General features: G+C 36.6%; 21 protein-coding genes and 1 other annotated feature. Of the genes, 4 read left to right on the forward strand and 17 right to left on the reverse strand.

The genetic code is table 11. From position 1 onward, the window contains the following. Nucleotides 1-390 precede the first annotated feature (390 nt). Nucleotides 391-608: a binding site (T-box leader), on the forward strand. Nucleotides 609-693: 85 nt separating this feature from the next. Next, on the forward strand, nt 694-1,500 hold the full coding sequence (gene proC, locus EK386_RS00110; protein ID WP_126656978.1) for a pyrroline-5-carboxylate reductase: 807 nt from the start codon (nt 694-696) through the stop codon (nt 1,498-1,500). A gap of 305 nt (nt 1,501-1,805) precedes the next feature. On the opposite strand, the gene EK386_RS00115 is transcribed toward proC, so the two are convergent. From EK386_RS00115 to EK386_RS00135, 4 genes are all read right to left on the reverse strand, one after another. Then, nucleotides 1,806-2,036, reverse strand: a complete 231-nt coding sequence (locus tag EK386_RS00115) for an acyl-phosphate glycerol 3-phosphate acyltransferase (RefSeq protein ID WP_126656979.1) — start codon at nt 2,034-2,036, stop codon at nt 1,806-1,808. A 111-nt stretch (nt 2,037-2,147) separates the two neighbouring features. Further along, the gene (locus EK386_RS00120) at nt 2,148-4,142 is read right to left on the reverse strand and encodes a methyl-accepting chemotaxis protein (protein ID WP_126656980.1); all 1,995 of its coding nucleotides are present in this window, start codon (nt 4,140-4,142) and stop codon (nt 2,148-2,150) included. A 397-nt stretch (nt 4,143-4,539) separates the two neighbouring features. After that, on the reverse strand, nt 4,540-5,478 hold the full coding sequence (rnz, locus tag EK386_RS00130; protein ID WP_126656982.1) for a ribonuclease Z: 939 nt from the start codon (nt 5,476-5,478) through the stop codon (nt 4,540-4,542). Between the two features lie 47 nt (nt 5,479-5,525). Further along, nucleotides 5,526-6,761, reverse strand: coding sequence for a DNA polymerase IV (locus tag EK386_RS00135; RefSeq protein ID WP_126656983.1), 1,236 nt, complete (start codon nt 6,759-6,761; stop codon nt 5,526-5,528). 177 nt (nt 6,762-6,938) lie between these two features. Between EK386_RS00135 and EK386_RS00140 the strand changes: the two genes are divergently transcribed. Both EK386_RS00140 and EK386_RS00145 read left to right on the forward strand, forming a co-directional pair. Beyond that, entirely contained in the window at nt 6,939-7,490 is a 552-nt protein-coding gene (locus EK386_RS00140; protein ID WP_126656984.1) for a biotin transporter BioY, read from the forward strand. Between the two features lie 256 nt (nt 7,491-7,746). Then, complete coding sequence (locus EK386_RS00145) at nt 7,747-9,087, forward strand: arsenic transporter (RefSeq protein ID WP_126656985.1); 1,341 nt, start codon at nt 7,747-7,749, stop codon at nt 9,085-9,087. Nucleotides 9,088-9,297: 210 nt separating this feature from the next. Here the strand turns inward: EK386_RS00145 and EK386_RS00150 are convergent, their stop codons facing one another. From EK386_RS00150 to EK386_RS00165, 4 genes are read right to left on the reverse strand one after another with little or no spacing between them, the layout of a single operon-like run. Continuing rightward, a complete protein-coding gene (locus EK386_RS00150; RefSeq protein WP_126656986.1) occupies nt 9,298-9,852 on the reverse strand; it encodes a 5' nucleotidase, NT5C type in 555 nt (184 codons plus the stop codon). A 15-nt stretch (nt 9,853-9,867) separates the two neighbouring features. Further along, nucleotides 9,868-10,950: an FAD-dependent monooxygenase gene (locus EK386_RS00155; RefSeq protein ID WP_126656987.1), complete on the reverse strand. Its 1,083-nt coding sequence runs from the start codon at nt 10,948-10,950 to the stop codon at nt 9,868-9,870. Next, the gene (gene ribD, locus EK386_RS00160) at nt 10,947-12,056 is read right to left on the reverse strand and encodes a bifunctional diaminohydroxyphosphoribosylaminopyrimidine deaminase/5-amino-6-(5-phosphoribosylamino)uracil reductase RibD (RefSeq protein ID WP_126656988.1); all 1,110 of its coding nucleotides are present in this window, start codon (nt 12,054-12,056) and stop codon (nt 10,947-10,949) included. The genes EK386_RS00155 and ribD overlap by 4 nt, the downstream gene beginning before the upstream one ends. Nucleotides 12,057-12,072: 16 nt before the next feature. Further along, the gene (locus EK386_RS00165; RefSeq protein WP_126656989.1) at nt 12,073-12,813 is read right to left on the reverse strand and encodes a GTP cyclohydrolase II; all 741 of its coding nucleotides are present in this window, start codon (nt 12,811-12,813) and stop codon (nt 12,073-12,075) included. Between the two features lie 316 nt (nt 12,814-13,129). On the opposite strand from EK386_RS00165, the gene EK386_RS00170 reads away from it, so the two are divergent. Beyond that, nucleotides 13,130-13,978 carry a DegV family protein gene (locus tag EK386_RS00170; RefSeq protein ID WP_126656990.1) on the forward strand — a complete coding sequence of 283 codons (849 nt, stop codon included), beginning with the start codon at nt 13,130-13,132 and terminating at the stop codon, nt 13,976-13,978. A 417-nt stretch (nt 13,979-14,395) separates the two neighbouring features. Here EK386_RS00170 and EK386_RS00175 read toward each other — a convergent pair whose 3' ends face one another. The 9 genes from EK386_RS00175 to EK386_RS00215 form a co-directional block, all read right to left on the reverse strand. Next, nucleotides 14,396-15,112: an exonuclease domain-containing protein gene (locus tag EK386_RS00175; protein WP_126656991.1), complete on the reverse strand. Its 717-nt coding sequence runs from the start codon at nt 15,110-15,112 to the stop codon at nt 14,396-14,398. A gap of 37 nt (nt 15,113-15,149) precedes the next feature. Further along, nucleotides 15,150-16,097, reverse strand: a complete 948-nt coding sequence (locus EK386_RS00180; protein ID WP_126656992.1) for a DUF294 nucleotidyltransferase-like domain-containing protein — start codon at nt 16,095-16,097, stop codon at nt 15,150-15,152. A gap of 68 nt (nt 16,098-16,165) precedes the next feature. Beyond that, nucleotides 16,166-17,464 carry an ammonium transporter gene (locus tag EK386_RS00185; RefSeq protein ID WP_126656993.1) on the reverse strand — a complete coding sequence of 433 codons (1,299 nt, stop codon included), beginning with the start codon at nt 17,462-17,464 and terminating at the stop codon, nt 16,166-16,168. A 428-nt stretch (nt 17,465-17,892) separates the two neighbouring features. Next, a complete protein-coding gene (locus EK386_RS00190; RefSeq protein ID WP_126656994.1) occupies nt 17,893-18,306 on the reverse strand; it encodes a DUF350 domain-containing protein in 414 nt (137 codons plus the stop codon). Between the two features lie 2 nt (nt 18,307-18,308). Next, entirely contained in the window at nt 18,309-19,589 is a 1,281-nt protein-coding gene (locus EK386_RS00195) for a glutathionylspermidine synthase family protein (protein WP_126657262.1), read from the reverse strand. Between the two features lies 1 nt (nt 19,590). Further along, nucleotides 19,591-19,899 (reverse strand): hypothetical protein, encoded by a 309-nt coding sequence (locus EK386_RS00200; protein ID WP_126656995.1) that lies wholly within the window; start codon nt 19,897-19,899, stop codon nt 19,591-19,593. Between the two features lie 21 nt (nt 19,900-19,920). Next, nucleotides 19,921-20,367 (reverse strand): hypothetical protein, encoded by a 447-nt coding sequence (locus EK386_RS00205; RefSeq protein ID WP_126656996.1) that lies wholly within the window; start codon nt 20,365-20,367, stop codon nt 19,921-19,923. 162 nt (nt 20,368-20,529) lie between these two features. After that, the gene (locus EK386_RS20555) at nt 20,530-21,282 is read right to left on the reverse strand and encodes a 3D domain-containing protein (RefSeq protein ID WP_281274231.1); all 753 of its coding nucleotides are present in this window, start codon (nt 21,280-21,282) and stop codon (nt 20,530-20,532) included. A 227-nt stretch (nt 21,283-21,509) separates the two neighbouring features. Beyond that, nucleotides 21,510-22,247 (reverse strand): SDR family NAD(P)-dependent oxidoreductase, encoded by a 738-nt coding sequence (locus EK386_RS00215; protein WP_126656997.1) that lies wholly within the window; start codon nt 22,245-22,247, stop codon nt 21,510-21,512. Nucleotides 22,248-22,299: the final 52 nt, after the last annotated feature.

Here is a 22,299-nt window from a genome sequence, read left to right on the forward strand (position 1 = left end):
CCGCATTAACGGGCAGTAATTTATCTGTACCGAAAGCTTTAACGACAGGTACAAGACTCCCACTTCAAGATTTTAGTGAAGCGAAAAAGATAAGTGGGAAATCAACTGCCCGTAAAAGTCCGATTGGTTCAACTAACAATCCGTGGGGGATGAAGAAACCCCCCCACGAATTGAAGTTTCACTTTATCCGAATATCCAAAATCGCAAATCAAAATTATACTCTTATAATGAATCACTATTCACCCATTTTACCCTTTTTTTTCTAAAACGTCATCCACCTACTGTTGACAGATTGTAAAAGTGTGCATATAATTTTCATAATTCAAAATTTTTTATCTCCATTTAGTGAAAAGTCTCGTACACTATTTTAGTCGAGACATAAATGATAATAATAACGCGATGATGAAGCCAAGTAAATGATTTCACGGTTTAAGAGAGTGCTACACTTTGGTGTGAGTAGCATAGCCCACTAATTTCATTGAACCTACTTCGGAGCTGCTATGAAAACATAGCCGTCCCTCTCAGCGATAATGAGTGTGAAAGTTGTGCCCAATTAATCGGCAAACTAAGGTGGTACCGCGGAAACTCAATGCGTTTTCGTCCTTAATATTTAAGGACGAGAGCGCTTTTTTATTTGTCATTCGAATAGTTACACAATATTTACATAAACATCTATTAAACGGAGGGAATCACATGCAAAAAATATTATTTCTTGGGGCAGGATCAATGGCAGAAGCGTTAATTCATGGTTGGGTTGAAGAAGAGGTTGTCCCAGCTGAGCATATATATGTCACAAATCGGTCAAATAGCGAAAGACTTGCACTGTTACATCAGAAATATGGTGTGAATATTTTAGAGAATAAAGAAGACATTTTTTCGATGGACTTACTCATCCTCGCGATTAAACCAAAAGATGTAAAAGCTGCAATGGAGGATGTGAAAGACTATATTGGCCCTGAAACAGCGGTATTGTCCGTTGTCGCTGGCATTGCCATTGAAACAATTGAAGAAGGATTAGGAAGCCGCCCAATCGCTCGTGTCATGCCAAATACATCGGCTACAATCGGGATGTCTGCTAGCGGTATTGCCTTTAACAATCAAGTTAGTCAAGTTCATAAAGCACTTTACCTACAAATGCTTGAAGCAGTGGGCATTGTCATTGAAGTGGATGAAGATAAATTACATGCTGTTACTGCACTATCTGGTAGCGGTCCAGCCTATTTATATTATTTATTAGAAGCATGGGAATCGGTCGGAACGGAATTTGGGTTATCGAAAGAAGTCGTTCGTCAGTTAATGGTTCAAACGATTGCTGGTTCTGCCGCAATGCTGAAATCTGTAAAAGAAGAACCAGATGTACTGCGAAAAAAAGTGACGAGCCCAGGTGGAACGACTGAGGCAGGTATACGCGCTTTGGAAAGTAATCGTTTTAATGAAGCAATTTTCGCTTGTATTAAAAGTGCAGAAGCGAGATCAAGAGAATTAGCAAAGGGAGAATGATAGGATAGTATTTTATATAAATGCTGAATTGATTGAATATTCTTTATTAACTGAATTATTTCCTAGGAAATCTCATTTTTTACTATTTTACTTTGTCGAAAAAGTGCTTTTAGAACTATTTTTTTCAGCATATTTTTACACAACTCAACACAATAATACTTTTATTCGCTATAAAAAAGTGATTCATTGTCATTCTATGTAACTGTTAGCGAAGATTATTTCATAGCTTTTAAGGGAATAAATATTGAAAATAAAAACGCGTGCGAATTGTTTTTCAACAACTCTGCACGCATTTATTTTTTGTTCTATAATACTCCCGCTCGTATTCTTTTGACGATTGAATATGTTGTATAAATTGCCATTGGACCCAGAACGGCAGCAAGTATTAGCCAAAAGTTAAGTGCCTCAGCTGCTTTTAATCCTGAAAAATTCGTTGTGATATAAATAATAACACCAATTAACAATATATAACTTAACACATTCGGGAATATCACAAGTAATCGTAATACGGCAGGACTCATTTTCGGTGGATTCATGATATTTCCCCTCCCTATTCTCTATCATACAATAAATATACTCGCTTAATCTACGTTTTTCTAAATAGTCTATTTGATTATTTCAAAATTATAGTTCTTTATATAGAAGATTTAGATATTATATTTCCCAGTCGTTTGTTGCAACTCGTTAGAAATATCGTATAGTGATTCGACTGAATGGGACATCTCTTCCATTTGAGAAAGTTGTCTTTCGCTATGATGAGCCATTGATTGCGCTAATTTCGAAGAGTTCTCAGAAACTAATGCAACCCCTTCTAATGATGCTGTAATTTCTTCTGTACTTGCGGCCATTTCTTCCGATGCTGCTGATACGTTATCGACTTGTTGTGCAATCACTTTTATCCCTTGCGTAATTTCACTAAATGTTTTTTGTGCTCGATTTGCGATATTACGTCCATCATCTAAAACATCGGACGTTTTTGAAATTGCGTGTACAATTCCTTCTGTTTCACGTTGAACATCGATCACAACGGAAGAAATATGATCCGCGGCAATTCTAGATTCTTCTGCTAATTTTCTTACTTCTTCTGCTACTACCGCAAAGCCTTTACCGAACTCTCCAGCACGAGCAGCTTCAATTGATGCATTTAATGCAAGTAAGTTCGTTTGATCAGAAATACCCGTAATAACAGCCGTAAATTCACCAATACGATTAGAAAGTTTCACTAACGACTTACTACTTTCAACAGAATGGAGTGTTTTATCGTGAAGATTAGATAATTGTTCAAGTAAATTATCAATTGTCTGTTGACCACCAATAGCATTTTGTTCTGTTTGATTTGAAAAATGAGCAATTTCCATAATGGATGAAGTAATATTTTGTATGCCTTTTGCAAGTTCTTCCATCGCATTTGCACAATCCTCTGTACTTTGATATTGCGTTATGGCATCATTTACAACATTTGTAGATTCATTTTTAATTTGCTGGGCCGCTTTGTTTGTTTGATTTGTAATTTGTTGAATTCCCTTCGTTGCATCATGAATGACCTCAGCTTTAGTTTTTAACTCCTGCATGATCGATTGGAAATTATCCATCATTCCATTGGAGGCAATCACCAGTTGGCCAATTTCATCACTTGACTCAAGATTAATTCGTTTTGTTAAATCCGCCTCTCCTTCACTAATCTCTTGAAGGGCATCACGCACTGTTGAAATGCGTTTAATTTGTTGGGATATCGTCCAGTTAATAATTAACATAATAATAATGACCGCTAAAATGGCTGCCACTATTGTACCGATTGTAATGGAACTTAGTACTTCGTTTGAAATTGAAATAGCTAAAAATGTACCATTTGAAAGTGGTTGAACATAATTCATAACCATTTTACCATCAAATTCACCAGAAAATTTCGATAATTTACTAGATGAGAATGCAGAAGTTGCAAAACCAATGTCTTCGAGAGATTGTTCTGAAGTGGATGCGACGATATTTGCCTTTTCATCGACAACTGCTGCATACAATACAGTTTCATCCAAGTGACTATTTAATTGATTCATATAATATTCTTTTCCAATTTGTGCTTCTAAGTCTAATAGCTTTTGTCCATTACGACCCACTTGAATAATTTGTGGTGTCTCCGGGTTCCAGCTACTAACACCTACAAATTTATAAAAAAGGTCATCAATATCTCGAGTTTGTGCAGCTTGAACAATCGTGTCCGCTTCACCGGTAATTAATTTCATATATTCATACGCTTGGCCGTTCGGGTCTGACCCAAAGTTAAACTCTACTTCTGGTGCAATAGATGTTAAAGTTGTATTTCCTTCTGAATCTGTACTCCAAATTTCATCAATACCACCTCGTTCGGCTAATGCTTTTAAATCTTCATGCGTTCCACCATTTGCGAGAATCCAAGAGATTAGAACAGATTCAGCGATCATTTCCTGTTCCATAATTTGCTCAGAAACATCTCTTGATAAAATGGCTCCTTCTAAACCGAGTGTAATGGATTGGACTAAACTATCTCCTTGTTCTTGAACGCTTTTACTAGTGGATACATAAATGTAAGTTGCAAACCCTCCAATGATTAGGATTACCGCCACCAAGATTGGTAACATCATTTTCCACTTTATCGTTTTAAACACCCAAATGCCCCCTAAGATAATTTCTATTTATCCCGCATCAACGGGCAGTAATTTATCTGTACCGAAAGCTTTAGCGTCAGGTACAAGACTCTCACTTCAAGATTTTAGTGAAGCGAAAAAGATAAGTGAGAGATCAACTGCCCGTAAAAGCCCGATTGGTTCAACTAACAATCAGTGGGGGATGAAGAAAACCCCCACTGATTGAAGTTTCACTTTATCCTATTTTAGCTTAATCTGGAAAATAACAAAGTAAAAAATTAATTTTTTCTGAAAATTATTGCAGACTCAAACATTATATTTTCAAAATTTTGACATAATTTTATTATTTTTCTAATAGTTTTTCAACATAAAAAAACGCCCCAATTTAAGACGTTTTCATGATTGCATAATTATTAAACTATTCTTCATATAATATTCCGTTTTTCCATGTATAATGGGAAAAGTCGTTTGCTATGAAGGCATTACTAAAAGTACTCTTTGTTTCCTCTAGCAACTTTTGTAAATCTGATAGTAAAAATCGCGCACTAATATGATTTAATATTAAATTTTTCGCATTTGAGTTTTTCGCTATCAAGGCTGCCTCTACATTTGTTGAGTGACCATAATTCGCTGCAAGATGGGTGGTTGCATGATCAAATGTTGCTTCATGCACAACAAGATCTGCATCTTTACTCAACTGCTTTGCTCCCTCACAATATTTTGTATCACCTAAAATTGTAACGGTGAATCCTTTTTTAGGTGGTGCAGTAACATCTTTGCTATAGACAATCGTTCCATCTTCTAATGTAATGTCTTCCCCATTTTTCAACTTCCCAAGTAACGGTCCTTTTGGTACATGATATTCTTTTGTTTTTTCCATTAGCAATTCACCAGGTAACGGTTTTTGTTCTACCCTATAACCGAAGCAAGGAATCACATGTTCTAGTTCGTTCGCTAATACAATAAATTGGTCATCTTCAAATACAATGCCTGTCTGAACCTCCACATATTCGATTGGATACGTAATATGCGTTTTCGAAATGGCAAATGATGTTTCAATCCATTCTTTTAATCCTTTTGGACCGTATAGTGTAAGTGTTTCTTCCCCTCCAAGAAAAGAACGTGAACTTAACAAGCCCGGTAGTCCAAAAATATGGTCCCCATGTAAATGGGTAATAAAAATTTTCTCAATTTTACGAGGTCGAATAGTTGTATGTAAAATTTGGTGCTGTGTTGCCTCTCCACAATCAAAAAGCCAAATTGTCCCGCGCTCTTCTAGTAATTTTAATGCAAGAGCACTTGTATTTCGTTCCTTAGAAGGCATACCCGCCCCTGTACCTAAAAATTGTAGTTGCATATTGTGCCTCCGTTCGTTCGCGTTCTCTTAATTAGGTTTAAGTCGCCCTATTCCTTTAAATCTTCAAAAAAATCTTTGCTAAAACTGGTTTTTGATGCGAAACTTTGCTTTTTGTCGAGTTCAATACCTTTTTGGATTGCCCCTTTTCCAAATTTTCGTTCGATTTGATCAATCAGCTCATAGATTGGCTCTTGTTTTGCATAGTCTTCGAAATTAAATATAGACAGTTGTTCTACAGATTGTTTTCGATCGATGACATTGGAAACCGTAATCCCTAACAAACGAATCGGTTCCCCATCCCAAGCTTTGCGGAACAGCTTTAGCGCCTCTTCAAAAATAACATTCTGATGATAAATAGGATTTTGAAATGTTTTACTTCGCGTATGATTATGCCAGGATGCATCGCGAATTTGAATGCTAATTGTTGAGCCACAGAGTTTTTTCACATCGAGTCGTTCTGCCACTTTTCCTGCTAATTTTTCAAAGGTTTTCTCTAATGTTTTCATATCCGTTTCATCAACCGGAAGTGTCATAGAATTCCCAACACTTTTTGTTTCATAAATTGCATTTGGATCAACTACTCGACTATCTTGACCGTTCGCTCGTGCTTTTAGACGCACTCCATTTTTACCAAGCGCTTGCTGTATTACACGCTCTTCAATGTGGGCTAATTCGCCAATTGTATGGATTTTTAAAGAAGCTAGTTTTTTAGCCGTACTTTCGCCTACTCCATGCATTTCAATCACCGGTAATGGCCATAGTTTATCAGGTACATCGCGTTTTCGCAGTATCGTAATGCCCATTGGTTTTTTCATGTCTGAAGCGGTTTTTGCTAAAAATTTATTCGGTGCAATCCCAATAGAGCATGGTAAATCGAGCTCGTTATAGATTCGTAGTTGGATCTCCTTTGCAAGGTCGATTGGATGCTGATCCGATGAATTATTTGTCACATCCATATACCCTTCGTCAATTGAAACAGGTTCTACTAAATCTGTATAGCTCCGTAAAATGGTAAACATTGCTTTTGATGCTTGGCGATATTTAGGAAAATCAGGAGGTAATAAAATGATATCAGGACATTTTCGCCTCGCTTCACTTACATTCATCGTCGTATAAATTCCCTTTGCTCGCGCTTCGTAAGAACTCGTCACAATGATTCCTCGACGTTCTTTTGGATTTCCTGCAATGGCGATGGGCTTTCCTTTTAATTCAGGGTTATAGGCTTGTTCAACCGAAGCGTAGAAACTATTCAGATCGACATGAAAAATAATACGAGCCATCATTAACCCCTCCTTCAAAATACTATTCAACCAAATTACACAAATTTTAACACAAAAATGATAAATATTAACTTTAAATGTAAGTACTAAATAACAATATTGACAAAAGTATGAAAATATAATATTCTCCTTCTGTAAACCTTTTTCTTTCTAAGGTTGACGCAAAGGGGGTAAAAATTTATGAAAACAAAAACATATGCTTATGTTGTAACGGCTTTTAGCGCTGCCATTATTGCCGTACTTGCACAAATTTCAATTCCACTTCCATTAGGGGTGCCAATTACTGGTCAAACATTGGCCATAGGATTGATTGTAACAATTTTAGGGACAAAATACGGAACTTTATCAGTACTTTTATATATTTTACTAGGTGCTGCTGGTTTACCAGTCTTCTCACAATTCTCAGGCGGTCTTGGCATTTTAGTAGGACCTACTGGTGGTTACATTATTGGATTTTTAGTACAAGCATTCTTAATGGGCTTATATATGGATAAGTTAGGCACTACTTATGCCCATGCTATTATTGCAAATTTATTTGGAATGGTTATCACTTTAGCCTTTGGAACAACATGGTTAAAAATTGTGGCGGATCTTTCATGGACAGCAGCATTTATGGGTGGAGTGGCGCCATTTATTCTTGTCGGCGTTCTAAAAGCTGTTGCTGCAGCGTGGCTAGGAATTATGGTTCGAAACCGTTTAGAAACGGCTCGTCTTCTTCCATCCCTTTCGTAAGTTTAATGCAAATATCAATTCCTTTCTCCCAATCTTGTATTGGGAGTTTTTTTATGTTATAACTCCTCGCAATTCTCTAAAAGTCCCTCCTATTTTTTATTCCCTTTCATAAAAGTAGGTTAAAAACTAACAATGCTCCTCTTTTTTTCATATTTATATATATACAGCATCACAAAATTTTTGTGGGGGGACAATTTTTATCAATCACTTAAACTTACAAACTTAATATGCTTACAAAAAGAAATGGGAGAATACTATGCATCCATTAGCGCTAATAACAATCCTCACTTTTTTGGTAACCTTAGGATTTATCCTTTGGAGGCCTCGCAATGTTAATGAAGCTATTCCTGCAACAATCGGTGCTTTAATTATTATCCTTTGTGGTACTGTGACCGTGTCAAATTTAATTGAAATAACACAAACCATTAGTGATGCTGCAATTACGATTATTTCCACAATTGTAATGGCTATTGTGTTAGAAAGTTTTGGGTTCTTTAATTGGGTTGCAGAGAAATTGGCAGAAGCAGCAAAAGGTTCAGGTATTCGATTGTTTTGGTATGTTAACCTTCTCTGCTTTCTTATGACGCTTCTCTTTAACAACGACGGCAGTATTTTAATCACGACACCAATACTCATTATGCTCTTAAACAACATGGGCTTAAAAAACCATCAAAAAATCCCTTATTTATTATCTGGCGGTTTAATTGCCACTGCATCGAGTGCGCCAATTGGGGTCAGTAACATTGTCAATTTAATTGCATTAAAAATTGTAGACATGAGTTTATACTCTCAAGCAGCAATGATGTTTGTTCCTTCAACACTTGGATTACTTCTACTCGTTGGTTTGCTCTTTGTGTACTTTAAAAAATCTTTACCTAAAACTGTACCTATGAAAGTAACCGGAATGTCCCTTTCTTCCTACCATCCAATCAAACAAAACTCCTTACAAAAAACGAAGAAGAATCGCGATAAATTTATGCGAAATGTCCTTCTATTTGTTATCGTTGTTCGAGCCAGTCTGTTTTTAGCGTCGTATTTATCAATTCCTCTCTCTGTAATGGCAGTTTTAGGCTCTCTAGTGTTGTTATGCTGGAGATGGGCTTACTTAAAAATTCCCCCAACAGATATGATCAAAAAAATACCTTGGTATATCATCGTTTTTGCATTTAGTATGTATGTACTCATTTTTGGGTTAACGAATATTGGGTTAACAGAGTGGCTAATCGCAACCATGAGCCCCATGGTAAAAGGAAGCTTATTAAATACAAGTGTACTAATGGGCGTTCTCTTATCTATTTTATCCAATATTTTCAATAATCACCCTGCTCTTATGGTTGGGACGATTACGTTAACCAATATGGGGCTCGATCCGCTTTCGTTAAAAGTTGCCTATCTTGCAAACGTCATTGGAAGTGACATTGGAGCACTTTTACTTCCGATGGGTACGCTGGCAACACTAATGTGGATGCATATTTTAAAAAAGGGGAAAATCAAATTTTCATGGTGGCAATATATAAAAGTGACACTCGTTGTAATCCCTCCGACCGTCCTGTTCACATTAGTCATTTTATATTATTGGGTCACTTGGCTTTTTTAATTACATGCTTGAGCACATACGTAACGTTTACCATTGATGAAAATAGGGGGAATTTCAAGTTTGCTACCTAAATTATTCTGTTCATCTACTACACTTACTTTCTATATTGTCCCTCAAAATGGAAGTATACGATTTAATTTAGGATGGACGATAACACCAAAAGAGAGTGCCCGTTTTTTATGAGCACTCTCTTTTTCCATTGGTCTATCTTCATTGTAGTTTAAAATCAACCCAGCTTTTTACTCTTGGGATGTTCACGTGTTGATTATATGATTGATCTTTTACATAAATTTTAGTCGGAATATCCGTTAACGTATTTAGCACTGCAGGCTTATCATCGAAATAATAATCTAATTTTAATTCTTTAATGATATGAATTTTCTCGTCGTCTTGCATGCCACAATAAAAGTTTGCATCCACAACAGGGAATCCTTGCTCTACTACCCATTGTCTAGTGCGCGGGCAATAGTTTTTCGGACGTGATGTGATATAAAAAATCTCGTGCCCTTCTTTTTGCAATTCATTAATAAATTCAATGGCTCCTTCAAAAGCCGGGCAATTTGTAAAATAGATTTCTTCTAAAAGACTATTCCACATTTGACCGCCTTGTTCACTCGTTAAACTAAAGGCTTCATGAATTTCGACCGTTTTTAGCTCATTGAAAATTTCTAAGCTAATATTTTGATTTAATTTTTTATTGTAAATATGAAAAGCATGTTCTCTTAAATTAATTAATGTATCGTCTATATCAAAGCCAAATCTCACGTTGCTCCTACTTTCTTATGAATAGATGACAAATTGAGTCGCAAACGTTTGCTCTTTCTCAATTTGAATCTTCTGTAATCGTTGTACTTCTTTTTTCCGTTGCATTTCACAACTAATTAAGTCTAATTGTGAAATCTGATCACGCGTAATAATAGTTGATAACGCGTCTGCATCCATTAACGCACTGTTTAAGCCAAATGCCCCTGTAGGTGTCATCGTATGAACTGCATCGCCCATTAAAGCAAGTCCATCTTTTCCCCACGTTTCTGTAAAGTTACTATGAACATCCAACAGTACAAAGTCTTTCCATGATTGAATATGTTCTTTTACAGTTTGTTCTAATTGCGGGAAGGCTTTAATCAGCTTGGTAATAAAAAGTGTAAATGGCTGCTTTCGAAGTTGCGGATAGCTATTCTCTTCAATATTCCATCCAATTTGAATATAGCCTTTTGCTTGGGTAAAGAGTGAAAGCTGCATCCCATCAATTAAGGCCATTTTAATGGAGGGCTCCCAACCATCTGGTGCTGGAATTTTAGCCCAAAGCAAATCATAGCCATGTTTTCTCAACTTTACGTCAATACCCGCCTTTTTCCGAACCGTTGAATATCGTCCATCTGCACCGATGACCAGTTTACTTTGAATCGTTATTTCCTTACCATCTTGATTAGCGATAACACCTTTAAAACAGCCTTGTTCATTTTGAAGTAGGTCGGTAAAATTAGTTCCAGTCATTAACGTAAAGTTTTCGTATTGTTTTGCTTCATCCAGTATGACCGATAATAAATGTGCTTGTGGTACATGAATACCAAGATGGCCAATTTTCGAATCTGGGTAAATTGTTTTAAACAGTTTACCATCTTCCCAATATTCTAACGTTTCCATTCGAAGGAGTCCTATTTCCTCTAATTTGGAAAATAAGCCATATTTTTTTAATATCTTTTCTCCTTCTTCATTTAAATGTTCTCCTCGAAATTCTTTTGCCACTTGTTTATGACGTTCGAGTAAAATGACAGACACATTTTGTTTCGCTAGCAAATAAGCCAGTAGCGCTCCCCCAGGTCCAGCACCAACAATACATACATCAGTAGTTAAAATCATTTATTGTCACCCGTTTTAGGATATGCGGTAATGAGCAGATCTTCCCCAACTTGTTCAATCGAATCAAAATCAAGTTGAAGCGCCTCATCCATCGTATCGACATCCGTTCCTGTAAAAGGCGATTTGGATTTACGACCACCTAATACTTTTGGAGCAATATATACTTGAAATTTATTAATTAAGTTTGCTCGTAAAAACGATGCATTTATTTCTGCGCCACCTTCAACTAATAAATCTGTAATACCCATTTCATATAGCTTCTCAAGCATTTCTTCTAAGTTTAAACCATTGTCATTTTTAGAAACAGATAGAAGCTGAACGCCTTTTTCTACTAGTTTTGTTGCTTTTGGATGATCCTTGTCCAGTGAACAAACAATGATCGTTGGTGCATCTGACGTTTGAAGAACTTGAGACTCTAACGGAATGTTTAGGTCGCTATCTAAAATTATACGAATTGGATTTTTGCCCTTTTGATCTGGTAAACGGGTTGTTAATGACGGATTGTCCGCTAAAACTGTCCCAATTCCAACTAAGATTGCATCCACTTCATGTCGAAGTTCATGGACTTTTAAGCGAGCTGCTTCACTAGTTATCCATTTCGAGTGTCCTGTATGTGTAGCAATTTTCCCATCTAACGTCATAGCAAATTTCGAAATAACAAAGGGTCTACTTGTGAGCATATTGTGAATAAAACGTTCATTTAACTTTCTCGCTTCTGACTCTAATAGCCCTACCTCAACTTCAATACCAGCTTCTCTTATGATATTGATCCCTCGACCAGCTACAGACGGGTTTGGATCCGTTGTCGCTACAACAACACGAGCGACTTTCGAATCCTTGACCAAATTCGCACATGGTGGGGTTTTGCCATAATGCGAACACGGTTCTAATGTAACGTATAGGGTTGCACCTTCCGCATGACTACCTGCCATGTTAAAAGCATGCACTTCTGCATGAGGCTCCCCAGCTTTACGATGAAGGCCCGTTCCAACAATGATGCCATTTTTTACAAGAACTGCTCCTACAACAGGGTTGGGATTTGTATGACCCTTTGCGGAAGCAGCTAAATCTAATGCTAATTGCATATACTCACGATCTGTCTTCATTTCACCCGCGCACTCCTTAAACGATTAATTGCTTTTCTGTGATATGACCCGATTTCCGTACCTTTGTTTCAAGATAATGACGGTTTGTCTCCGTTAGTCCTCCCCACAATGGAATATGTTCATGCGCTAATAGTCCATGCTCTTTTAAAGCTCTTAGTTTGAGGGGATTATTTGTAATTAGTTTTACTGGTTTTGAACGTAGCGCCTCTAATATCGAAATGGCTTCTTCATAATTTCGTGTATCATCAGCAAAACCTAATGCATTGTTCGCCTCCACTGTATCATAGCCTTCTTCTTGTAGTATATAAGCTAATGATTTTGAAAATAGTCCAATCCCACGACCTTCATGGTTAGCTAAATAAAAGATTGCTCCACAGCCATGATCTACAATCATTTTCATTGATTCATGTAATTGATAGCCACAATCACAACGCTTACTACCAAAAATATCACCCGTATGACAAATACTATGCATTCGAATGATGGCATCATCCGCATTTTCAAAATCGCCATAAATTAAGACAGAGGATTGTTGTTTGGATGCTAAATCTTCATTTACAATTGCTTGTAAAATTTGTTCTTTTGTAGCGTATTTTTTGTCAAGATTCAACCATGTATACCATTGAAAAGTAGTTTGAAAATCTCCTTGAGTTATAGGTAAATTTACTGGACCTACAACACATAAATTTTCATTATTTTTAAAAGGTATTACTTTCATTTTATTTAATAGAATGTCGTTTTTATTTTTAAGCATCATGTCATCACCTATCTATATTTTAGATCGAACATTAGTTACTTTTTGTAACTTAGTTTACTTAAGTAATTAAATTTCGTCAATCCGTTAGATTTCCTACTAATTTAGTAAACTTTCGTAACACTACTATAGCTTATGTACATAACGAAATCAAAAACGGTGCACTTATACTAACTTAAAAATTTTAGTTATAGATAAAATTGCAATTTGATGCGTATTTCATGACAAGTGTCACGTGATGGACACATTTTTTTGCGAATATAATAATAGAAATACCATACTACGGATTGTGTTGGACTTAGTAAAGGAGTATCACGTTATGTCAGAAAAAATCGCTTGGGTAACGGACACTTCCGCATTGATTGATGAGACGTTTATTAAAAAATATAATATTTATATTTTTCCGATTAATATCATTTTTGATGGTGTGGCGTTGCGAGAAACGGTGGATATTTCTCAAACAGAATTTTACAATACAATGAGAAAATCTAAAAAACTCCCATCCACTTCAACCCCCATCTACGGTGAAATGGTTCAGTTATATCAACAACTAAAAAATGAAGGATATACATGCGCAATTGCGGTACACCCTTCAAGACTATTGTCAAATACGTATGAAAGCTCTATGAATGCCGCTAAAGAAGTTGGTCTTCCCCTTTATGCCATTGATTCTAAAATCGTTTCGTATCCAATGATGAAAATGTTAGAAAAGGGCATTCACCTATTTCAAGCTGGGGTACGCGTTGAAGAAATTGTCACAGCGCTCGAACTGATGGCAGATCGAGCAGAATTAACAGGCATTCCTGCCAATTTGACACAGCTGCATAAAAGTGGACGCGTACCAGGAATCGCTGCATTCATTGGCAATCTTTTAAATCTAAAGATCATTGTTTCTTTTCAGAATGGACGTGTCGGTTTATTAGAAAAGGTTCGTACGATCAAACGTGCTAAAAATTTTGTTGTGGATTACTTACGACAACAACTTGAATTATCAAAGATTGATGAAGTAGCAGTAATCCATTGTAACAATGAAGCCGATGCGACCGAGTGGAAAGAAGAATTACAAAACCTGTTCCCATCCATTCATTTTCTCATTTTGCCCATTAGCGCCTGCATTGCCGTTCATACGGGTGAAGGGACTATCGGGTTAAGTTGGGTAAGAGAATAAACCAAAAGAGGACGTTTAATAAAACAACCTTAGCATCGAATGACTAATAATATTCTGCACCATAAATTGCTTAATTGTAATGAAAATTCAACATCGAGCGAACCACTATTAAATTACGCAACGCTTAGAAAGTCAACTAAAGTTAGAAAACGCGGCCTACCACTGTAAGCCGCGCACTAAATCACGAAAGATAAGTTGGAGATATCCTATGTGAGCGGACCTTACACAAAGCACGAAGACAAGTCGTAAAGACACGTACCACGTGGCTTTGCGGCTTGTGTGCTAAGTCCGCTCACTAAGCAATACTTTTTCGAATTACTAATAGAAATGATAAAAGTAGGTTTTTTTCATCTGTCTACCTAATTGGGAGCATATCACTATTTAGAAAGCACTTTTATTTATAGCTGTTCGGGTTCCTCATATTCTAGCAAAATGATTATAGACGTCTTGTAATGTATCACACCCTAATTTTTGCACCTTTTCTACATAGATTGCCCATAATTGAGCCGTCATTTTGGCATCACCTAAAGCGTTGTGGCGATCTAGTATTGGAATTTGATTATCACAACAAATTTGTTCTAACGCTACATGATGACGATGAGGCTCTGCTATTTTGTAAAGAAACGATGTATCAACAATGCGATGTTTAAACGGGGTCTTAAATAGTTTTAAACTTATATATTGCATAAACCGTTTTTCATGGGAGGCATGGTGTGCAACGAGCGTTGAATTTTGAACGAACTGAAAAAAATTCATCATTACATCAGTAATTGGGGGGGCGTGTAATACTTGCTCGTTGGTGATACCAGTTAACTCCACTATATTGTTCGGGATTGGTTGATCATAATATACAAGTGAATAATAAGGTTCTTCTATGATGGAGGATCCTTTCATTTTTACCGCCCCAATTGAGAGGATCGATTCACCTTTTTCAGGAAAAAAGCCTGTCGTTTCAATATCAAACACGACAACATCCAACTCATTTAGGGGAACATTCATTGGATCTAGTTTGTTCATTTCTTTTTGAAGATGACGTAAATAAGCCATTTGATGGGAGTTTTGAATACCACCAATGCCTTGAGAATATCTTCCCTGTATTCCTCTGAACAATTGCATAAATGGTTCAAACGCCATTTCCAACCCCCTTTTCTCTTTTAGACGAACGACCTATCTAAAATCTTTTCTTTACTTCATCATGCAGCCGCTTTCCTTCTAGTAAAATCCGTTTCAATTCCTTCCGTTCATCTTTTGTTAATTGTTTAACATGTAAGTAATGTGTATCATCATAATCTTCCGCTTCGGTTAAAGATAATCGGTACTTCGTTAACACCTCGAAATATTCCGTGCAATTTTGCAGCAATTCATGGTATTTTTCCATCTCCATCAAACGATATATCCGATCAATTGTCGATGTCTCAAAAATTCCTTCTTTAATCGAAAGAAGGCGAATTGAATTTACATAAGGAAGAAATGCTGTATATTTTAAATTAATGCATCCTTGATATCCTCCATATGGTTCTACTAAAAATTGCCCCATTGGACCAATCCCATTTTTTATATGTTTTATATTCGTCATAAAAGCGCGAATGAGTGTTGGATGTTCTAACTGATATTGATAAATGGTTGATTTTAATTGTTCGATTAAACTACTTTTACCAACAAGAACCCTTGCATCATAAAAGATTTGAACATACCGAATTGTTTCCCATGTTTCTTTTTCCATCCAGTTCACTAACTGCAACTTCCAATGCTCAAAGGATTTACACCAAATAGGATTCGAACTCATAATATTACCGGTACAATAGGGATATCCTACAACATCAAGACCATATGAAATTTCTTCTCCTAGTTTTATAAAATATTCATTGTTTGCATCGGTTGACTGTTCATATACAATCCCATGATCTTGGTCACTAATTCGTCCTTGTTCGAAACGGCCTCCGCTTCCGGTAATAAACCACGCATAATCGCAAGGTGGGGGCTGATTTAGTTTATCGCTTGCGACCTGAAATACTTTTCGCATGATTTGATCGTGGAATTCATTTAATGAACGATTACTTTTAAAAAAAGCAGTAATATTCGCATCTTTCCATTGTTTTATCGCTTCGTATGTTTCCACACTCACACGTCCTTTTAATCAAAAAACCTCTGTATGTCAGAGGCTTTTTGATTTTAAGTATACGGCTTTTAAGAAAATTTTTCTTTTGTAGCTGCTGTTGTTAATTTCGCTTGTTCTAGTGCCATTTGTTCTGGATAACCGTAGCTACCGTGCTCACTTATGTCTAGACCCATAATTTCTTCTTCTTCTGTCACACGAAGACCGCCCATTACTTTATCCATTACTTTTAGAATAATAAACGAAACAACAAATGCATAAATACCAGATGCGACAACACCTAAAGTTTGAACACCCAATTGTTCCCAGCCACCGCCGTAAAATAATCCTGCTTGACCCCAGTCAATATCCGTAGACAGTGCTGGTAATGCGAATAAACCGTTTGAAAGAGTTCCCCAAACACCAACCGTACCATGAACAGATAGGGCTGCGATTGGGTCGTCTAACTTTAAGCCATCGAATAACTTCATGCTGAATACGACCATTAGACCACCGACAAGACCGATAATCACTGCCGCCCATGGAGCTACAAATCCACATGAAGCAGTAATTGCGACTAAACCTGCCAGTGCACCATTTAATGTGGTTGGAATATCTGCTTTACCTGTTACAGCCCATGCCGTGAACATCGCTGCCACCGCACCTGCTGCTGCTGCTAATTGTGTATTTAAAATAACATATCCTAAAAATCCATCTGAAACACCGAAAGTACTTGCACCATTGAATCCAAACCAACCTACCCAAAGGATGAGAACACCTAAAGTTGTATAAACTTGGTTATGACCAGCTAGATTATTCGATGTACCATTTTTATTATATTTCCCAATACGAGGTTTTAAGATCATTGTAGCTGCCAATGCTGCCATGGCGCCGGTTAAGTGAACGACTGTTGAGCCAGCAAAATCTTGTTTCCCATGTTCTGCTAACCAACCGCCACCCCAAATCCAATGTGCGACTACTGGGTAGATAAATGCCGAGAAGAGTACGGCGAAGATGACATATGCACCTAGTTTTGCACGTTCAGCAAATCCGCCGAATGCAATTGTTAATGAAACTAAAGCAAACATTACTTGGAAAGAAAAATCAACTGCTGGCGTTAAACCACCATCTGCAGCTGAAGCATCACCATAGAAGAAATTAGATAATCCGATAAAAGCATTTCCTTCACCGTAAATAAAACCATATCCTACAGCCCAGAATACTAAAGTACCAATACCTGCTGTGAAAATTGTTTTACCAGCAACATGACCGGCGTTTTTCATTCTTGTGGAACCTGCTTCGAGTAAAATAAAACCACCTAACATGAAAAATACTAAAATTGCACCAATTGCTACCCACAGGTTATCCATTAGAACTTGCACTGCTTCCATATTCATCCTTCTCCCTTCAACTATATATTTACACGTTACTTTATGTATTCATAATATGTTATAAAATGTAACATGTAATATCTAACTTTTATTTTACTTATTATTTTTCCGATGTCAACATGGCTAACATGGACTGTTTTTTCATATTTCTGAAGCTGCTGTCTTTTAGTAAAGCGTTTCCAAATGTTGCTATAATTGGATTACTAAAGTTTACTGATAGTGCGATTGTACTTATTTTTAGTCGAATTTGGATTTATACCTTTGTTCGATAATTTCTATAGTTATTTTAGATACTTTGTCGGGCATGGTTGAACCTCACCTTCTTTTGCATGTAAGAATTGTTAACATTTTTATTATGAATTGATTAAATGAGCATAAAAAAACTTCAACCAGAAGGGATTTTCACATTCCCTCTGATTGAAGTTTTTTTAATAAGTTAAGCTCCCTGCCACGATCAAACCAACCGCAATGCCTACAGCAAATAAGCTAAATCCAACTGCTTTATTGCCTTCCTCTACTTTTTGCGCTAAATTCGTTTTCGGCGTTAATACATATTCAATGATTAAGTACACAACGATTTGCGCAATAATTCCAACAAGTCCCCAAATAAAGGCATCTAGTAAACTTACACTGTTACTCCAAACCGTATAAATCGTAATGGATAAACCAATTACTTTTCCCCATAGTTTGTATGCCACTGCCACATTTCCAGCCTTAATGAGTTCCCATTCTGAAAACTTCGTTGTAAACGCAAACGCGATGATCCCTAGTATGAGTAATACTAAACCTGTTCCAACATAAGCTAAAAAATGCAAAATACTATCTAATGAGATTAAATCCATGATTACTCGTCTCCTTCTTTCTCTATGCCCACTGGTAAAAAGTAGGACTCATTGTCGGTAATTTGACCCCCTGCACGAATTGCAAAGGCACTCGCTTCACCATTTACTAAAAAACTGCCGTACATATAATGAACTTCTTTCATTCCTCTTTCTGTTTTTACAGAGGTTGTCGGCAATGCGATAAATTCCTGATAGATTGGTAAAGTATCTAAATAAGTTTGAAGGGGCGTCTTATCCACTTTTTCACCTGTTGCACTATAAATTTCAACCGTGTCACCTTCACGCCCAAAGGATGGCTTTTTCACAAAACACTTTTGTCCTATAAAGGCATCCTCATCTAAATAAGTCGGTAAAAAATATTGACCAATCCACTCTAGTTCCTCTGCATTATAAAAAGAATTTTCTAATTCGTATAAACCCCAAATAAGTGCCATAATCGATTTTGATTGTAATAAAAAGGCAGAGGGTGGATTTAGAATGGCTAGCTCTTGATTTTTTACAAACTGAAGGAGAATTTGCCCTACTTTATCCTTTGAAATCGGATCGATGTCATCAATTAAATGTTCAATTGGATAAGTTTGACGATATAAAATATCAACTTTCCTACCTTGGTTATCATAAAGTCCACGTTGTAGAACTAGCTGACCATTTTCATATACATTTTTCTCCACTACACGTAATTCACTTAAGCTAGTAAACTCACTATTCATTTCTATTAATCGTTTTAAATAGTGGGTTGTATAGCGATCTTCATCGTGATCTCCATGCGATGAAAAAACTACATGTGCATGCTCTTTTTTTCCTATCGATAATGCTGCTAATTGGATCGCCTTCTTTAGCGCATTTCGGAGTTGATCTTCGCACCCTTCATTTGGATTATCTAACCTAAACTCTTCACACACTTTCCCATTTACATAAAAAGCTTCTTTAATAAATGTCGGTGTATCACTGTTGATCTCAAGCAATTTAATTTTGTTATCTAGGACTACTAAATCAAGCCTTGCAATGACACTTTCGATAGCGATTGTTTGAAGGCGGATAAATGACAATGTTTCTTTTGGAAATCCTAATTGTAATAAGGTATCGTCATCCAGATTACGTAAAAGATTAGCGGTTTTATAAAAAATATGACCTATTCTTTCCGTTGCTTGCTTAATGTCCCCCATTAACGTTTTCGATATTGTTTTAATATCATAAAGTGCATATTCTGTTTGATATAAATCATGCCAAAATTCGTCGAGTTGACGATAAAATTGCTGGCGTTCTTGAATAAAAGAATCCATCTTACCCACCAAATCCACCTTTTGTTCCACTACCTATACCAGACTTGTAATTAGAGTAATAGGTTTGATAGGCTGAGCTGCTTTGGAGAGCCTTTTTCGATTTGTACATCGTGCCCCCATGATAGTAGCCGCCCGAATGAGTAGAATCATCATCATCGCAATAATATGTTCCTGCATCGCTATCCCATTCCCAATCGTCACAATCATAGCCAGTAGGTTTGGCTGGACGATCACTGCCACAACCTGCAAGCGACGTCACAAGTGTGGCAGAAACTACGCCCATCATCATTTTCTTTGTTTTCTTTAGCATTTTTTCTCCCCCATAAACGATTTAACCTGCAAGTGTCACATATAGAATATACGTTAACCTGTCTTCATCGATTTCCGCTGAATCACGTTCCCACTCTTTTCCGTCGAAATATGTATAGACACTTCCTATCAAACTTAAAATATCAAAATGATTATCAAAATTCATGGAAGTGATGAGTGGATGATCCCTTCTTGTATTCAATTCCCTCACTTCTAAAGTAGTTGTCTCCTTTTTATACTGTTGATGTTCAGGAGGCGCTTCTTCATATTTCTCTACATAAATCACAAACAATTGCTCTTCAATGCTAGAGGAAAGTTGTTTATACGTTATGCCGTCTTTAACAAAAAACTCGCACTCTCTTCTTGCTAAAACCTCCCCTAAATCAATATCCGCATAATAATAAATTGGCTCAAACACATTGTGGCTCTTTCGAAGACGATACTCTAAAAGGGCATGTTTAAATTTCATGTTTTTACCTCCCTTCCATATGTATAACAGGTATTACGGTTAATATTCCACATTTGTTTCAAACAAAAAATAAAATAGTCCTATTTTCCTTCTTCGTTTATGAAATTATGATTAGAACTGAAAAAAAGCTCTAGGAAATTACTATCCTAAAGCAAGTATAATTTAATTTAAGATTTTTAGTTTAACCGATTTTCTGCCCCATTCCATTGCTTGGTCATAGGATGGTATGAATACATCAATTTTATTTCCTTTTATCGCACTACCCGTGTCTCCCGCAATCGCTTCCCCATATCCTTCCACCCACACTTTTGATCCTAATGGTATCACCCTTGGATCAACCGCAATGACTTTTTGATTTGGATTCGACCGTAAATCAATGCCGATCTTCGTTGTCCCTGAACACCCTTCACAATAGGCGGTATAAGCAGTTGCCGTTACAATCATTTCCTCGTCTGAAGAGTTTGGTTCACTTTCTGCATTGAGTTCTACTTCCGGTGTACTTGTAGCTACAAACGTTTCATCTTCTGTATTAGTCGAATCCATTGCAGACGATTCGTTGACAGCCGTACCACCTCTAATAATTAATTCTTCACCTGGATGAATGGTAAAGTCCGATTTCTCATTCCACCGCATTAAATCCACTAAATCCACTTTATTATTCACGGCAATTCTAAATAAATTGTCACCATCTTGTACTTGGTAAGTTTGGGGTTTTACCGTTTTATAAAAGATCATTTCCCGGTAAAGCGCATCATCAAAGAAAAATGCATCGATTAAATCATTTATAATTACGTGCTTCTCTTCTTCTCCAGGATGCATGGCTGCACGATCCATTTCCATTGCGCTTACATTTGTCGTGATCGTCGTAAATAAGAATGTGATGAATAACATTATCAAAATAATTTTCGATTTCAATACTTAGTCCTCCTTAATATGAATCTCAAAAAATGATTACGAACTAAGTACTATCCAGCGATTTACATATTTATACATAATGATATAAAAATAGAAAATAAATGTAATATTTGTAAACTTTGTAATATTTTCATAAAATAAAGCCCCACTAAGAGAAATCCTTCTCCTAGTAGGGCTTTTAGAGTTGTATTAAATTTTTAGAATCGCTTGCGTTGCCAGGCACCATTTTATTGAGCCGTATACCCGCCGTCAACTGTTAATGTGTTACCTGTCATAAATGATGAATCATCAGAAGCCATAAACAATACCGCTTTTGCCATTTCTTCTGATTGGCCAAGGCGTTTCATTGGCGTCATAGAAGCTAAAACTTGCTTGCTCTCTTCCGGGATAATCGGTGTATCAATAAAGCCAGGGCATAGAGCGTTGATGCGAATATTTTGCTCAGCATATTCTAATGCTAAAGAACGAGTTAAGTTAATTACTCCACCTTTTGCTGCATTATAAGCTGCAGAACCCGGTGAACCTACCCAGCCATACATCGAAGCCGTGTTGACCATTGTACCGCCACCTGTTTTCAAGAATTCACGAATAGCTTCTCGTGCAACTAAAAAAACACCATCTAAGTCTACGTTTACTGTATTGCGCCATTCTGAGTATTCTAAGTCATGTGATGAATGAACACGTCCAATACCCGCATTATTGAATACTACATCTACTTTACCAAATGTTTCTACTGTTGTTTTGAAAACGTTTGCAACTTCTTCCTCACTTGTAATATTTGCTTTCACAAAAAGAGCTTCTGCACCTTGAGATGTTAACTCTTGTGCAAATGCTTGTCCTTTTTCTTCATTTAAGTCAACAAGTACAACTTTTGCTCCTTCAGATACAAAAAGTTTTGCTGTTGCAGCGCCAATTCCTGAAGCACCACCTGTAATTACTGCTACTTTGTCTTGTAATTTAGCCATTTAAAATTACCTCCCGCATTTTATAATAAAAACAGAATTATTTTACCTGTAA

It is taken from the genome of Lysinibacillus antri (genome assembly GCF_003977595.1).
Taxonomy (GTDB): domain Bacteria; phylum Bacillota; class Bacilli; order Bacillales_A; family Planococcaceae; genus Ureibacillus; species Ureibacillus antri.

Excerpts from the sequence above, each read along its gene's own strand:
- EK386_RS00135 (WP_126656983.1), bottom strand. The coding sequence starts at position 6,761 with ATGATGGCTCGTATTATTTTTCATGTCGATCTGAATAGTTTCTACGCT.
- EK386_RS00115 (WP_126656979.1), bottom strand. The coding sequence starts at position 2,036 with ATGAATCCACCGAAAATGAGTCCTGCCGTATTACGATTACTTGTGATA.
- EK386_RS00145 (WP_126656985.1), top strand. The coding sequence starts at position 7,747 with ATGCATCCATTAGCGCTAATAACAATCCTCACTTTTTTGGTAACCTTA.
- EK386_RS00190 (WP_126656994.1), bottom strand. The coding sequence starts at position 18,306 with ATGGATTTAATCTCATTAGATAGTATTTTGCATTTTTTAGCTTATGTT.
- EK386_RS00165 (WP_126656989.1), bottom strand. The coding sequence starts at position 12,813 with ATGATGCTTAAAAATAAAAACGACATTCTATTAAATAAAATGAAAGTA.
- ribD (WP_126656988.1), bottom strand. The coding sequence starts at position 12,056 with ATGAAGACAGATCGTGAGTATATGCAATTAGCATTAGATTTAGCTGCT.
- EK386_RS00170 (WP_126656990.1), top strand. The coding sequence starts at position 13,130 with ATGTCAGAAAAAATCGCTTGGGTAACGGACACTTCCGCATTGATTGAT.
- EK386_RS00200 (WP_126656995.1), bottom strand. The coding sequence starts at position 19,899 with ATGCTAAAGAAAACAAAGAAAATGATGATGGGCGTAGTTTCTGCCACA.
- EK386_RS00140 (WP_126656984.1), top strand. The coding sequence starts at position 6,939 with ATGAAAACAAAAACATATGCTTATGTTGTAACGGCTTTTAGCGCTGCC.
- EK386_RS00195 (WP_126657262.1), bottom strand. The coding sequence starts at position 19,589 with ATGGATTCTTTTATTCAAGAACGCCAGCAATTTTATCGTCAACTCGAC.
- EK386_RS00185 (WP_126656993.1), bottom strand. The coding sequence starts at position 17,464 with ATGGAAGCAGTGCAAGTTCTAATGGATAACCTGTGGGTAGCAATTGGT.
- EK386_RS00205 (WP_126656996.1), bottom strand. The coding sequence starts at position 20,367 with ATGAAATTTAAACATGCCCTTTTAGAGTATCGTCTTCGAAAGAGCCAC.
- EK386_RS00155 (WP_126656987.1), bottom strand. The coding sequence starts at position 10,950 with ATGATTTTAACTACTGATGTATGTATTGTTGGTGCTGGACCTGGGGGA.
- proC (WP_126656978.1), top strand. The coding sequence starts at position 694 with ATGCAAAAAATATTATTTCTTGGGGCAGGATCAATGGCAGAAGCGTTA.
- EK386_RS00175 (WP_126656991.1), bottom strand. The coding sequence starts at position 15,112 with ATGGCGTTTGAACCATTTATGCAATTGTTCAGAGGAATACAGGGAAGA.
- rnz (WP_126656982.1), bottom strand. The coding sequence starts at position 5,478 with ATGCAACTACAATTTTTAGGTACAGGGGCGGGTATGCCTTCTAAGGAA.
- EK386_RS00215 (WP_126656997.1), bottom strand. The coding sequence starts at position 22,247 with ATGGCTAAATTACAAGACAAAGTAGCAGTAATTACAGGTGGTGCTTCA.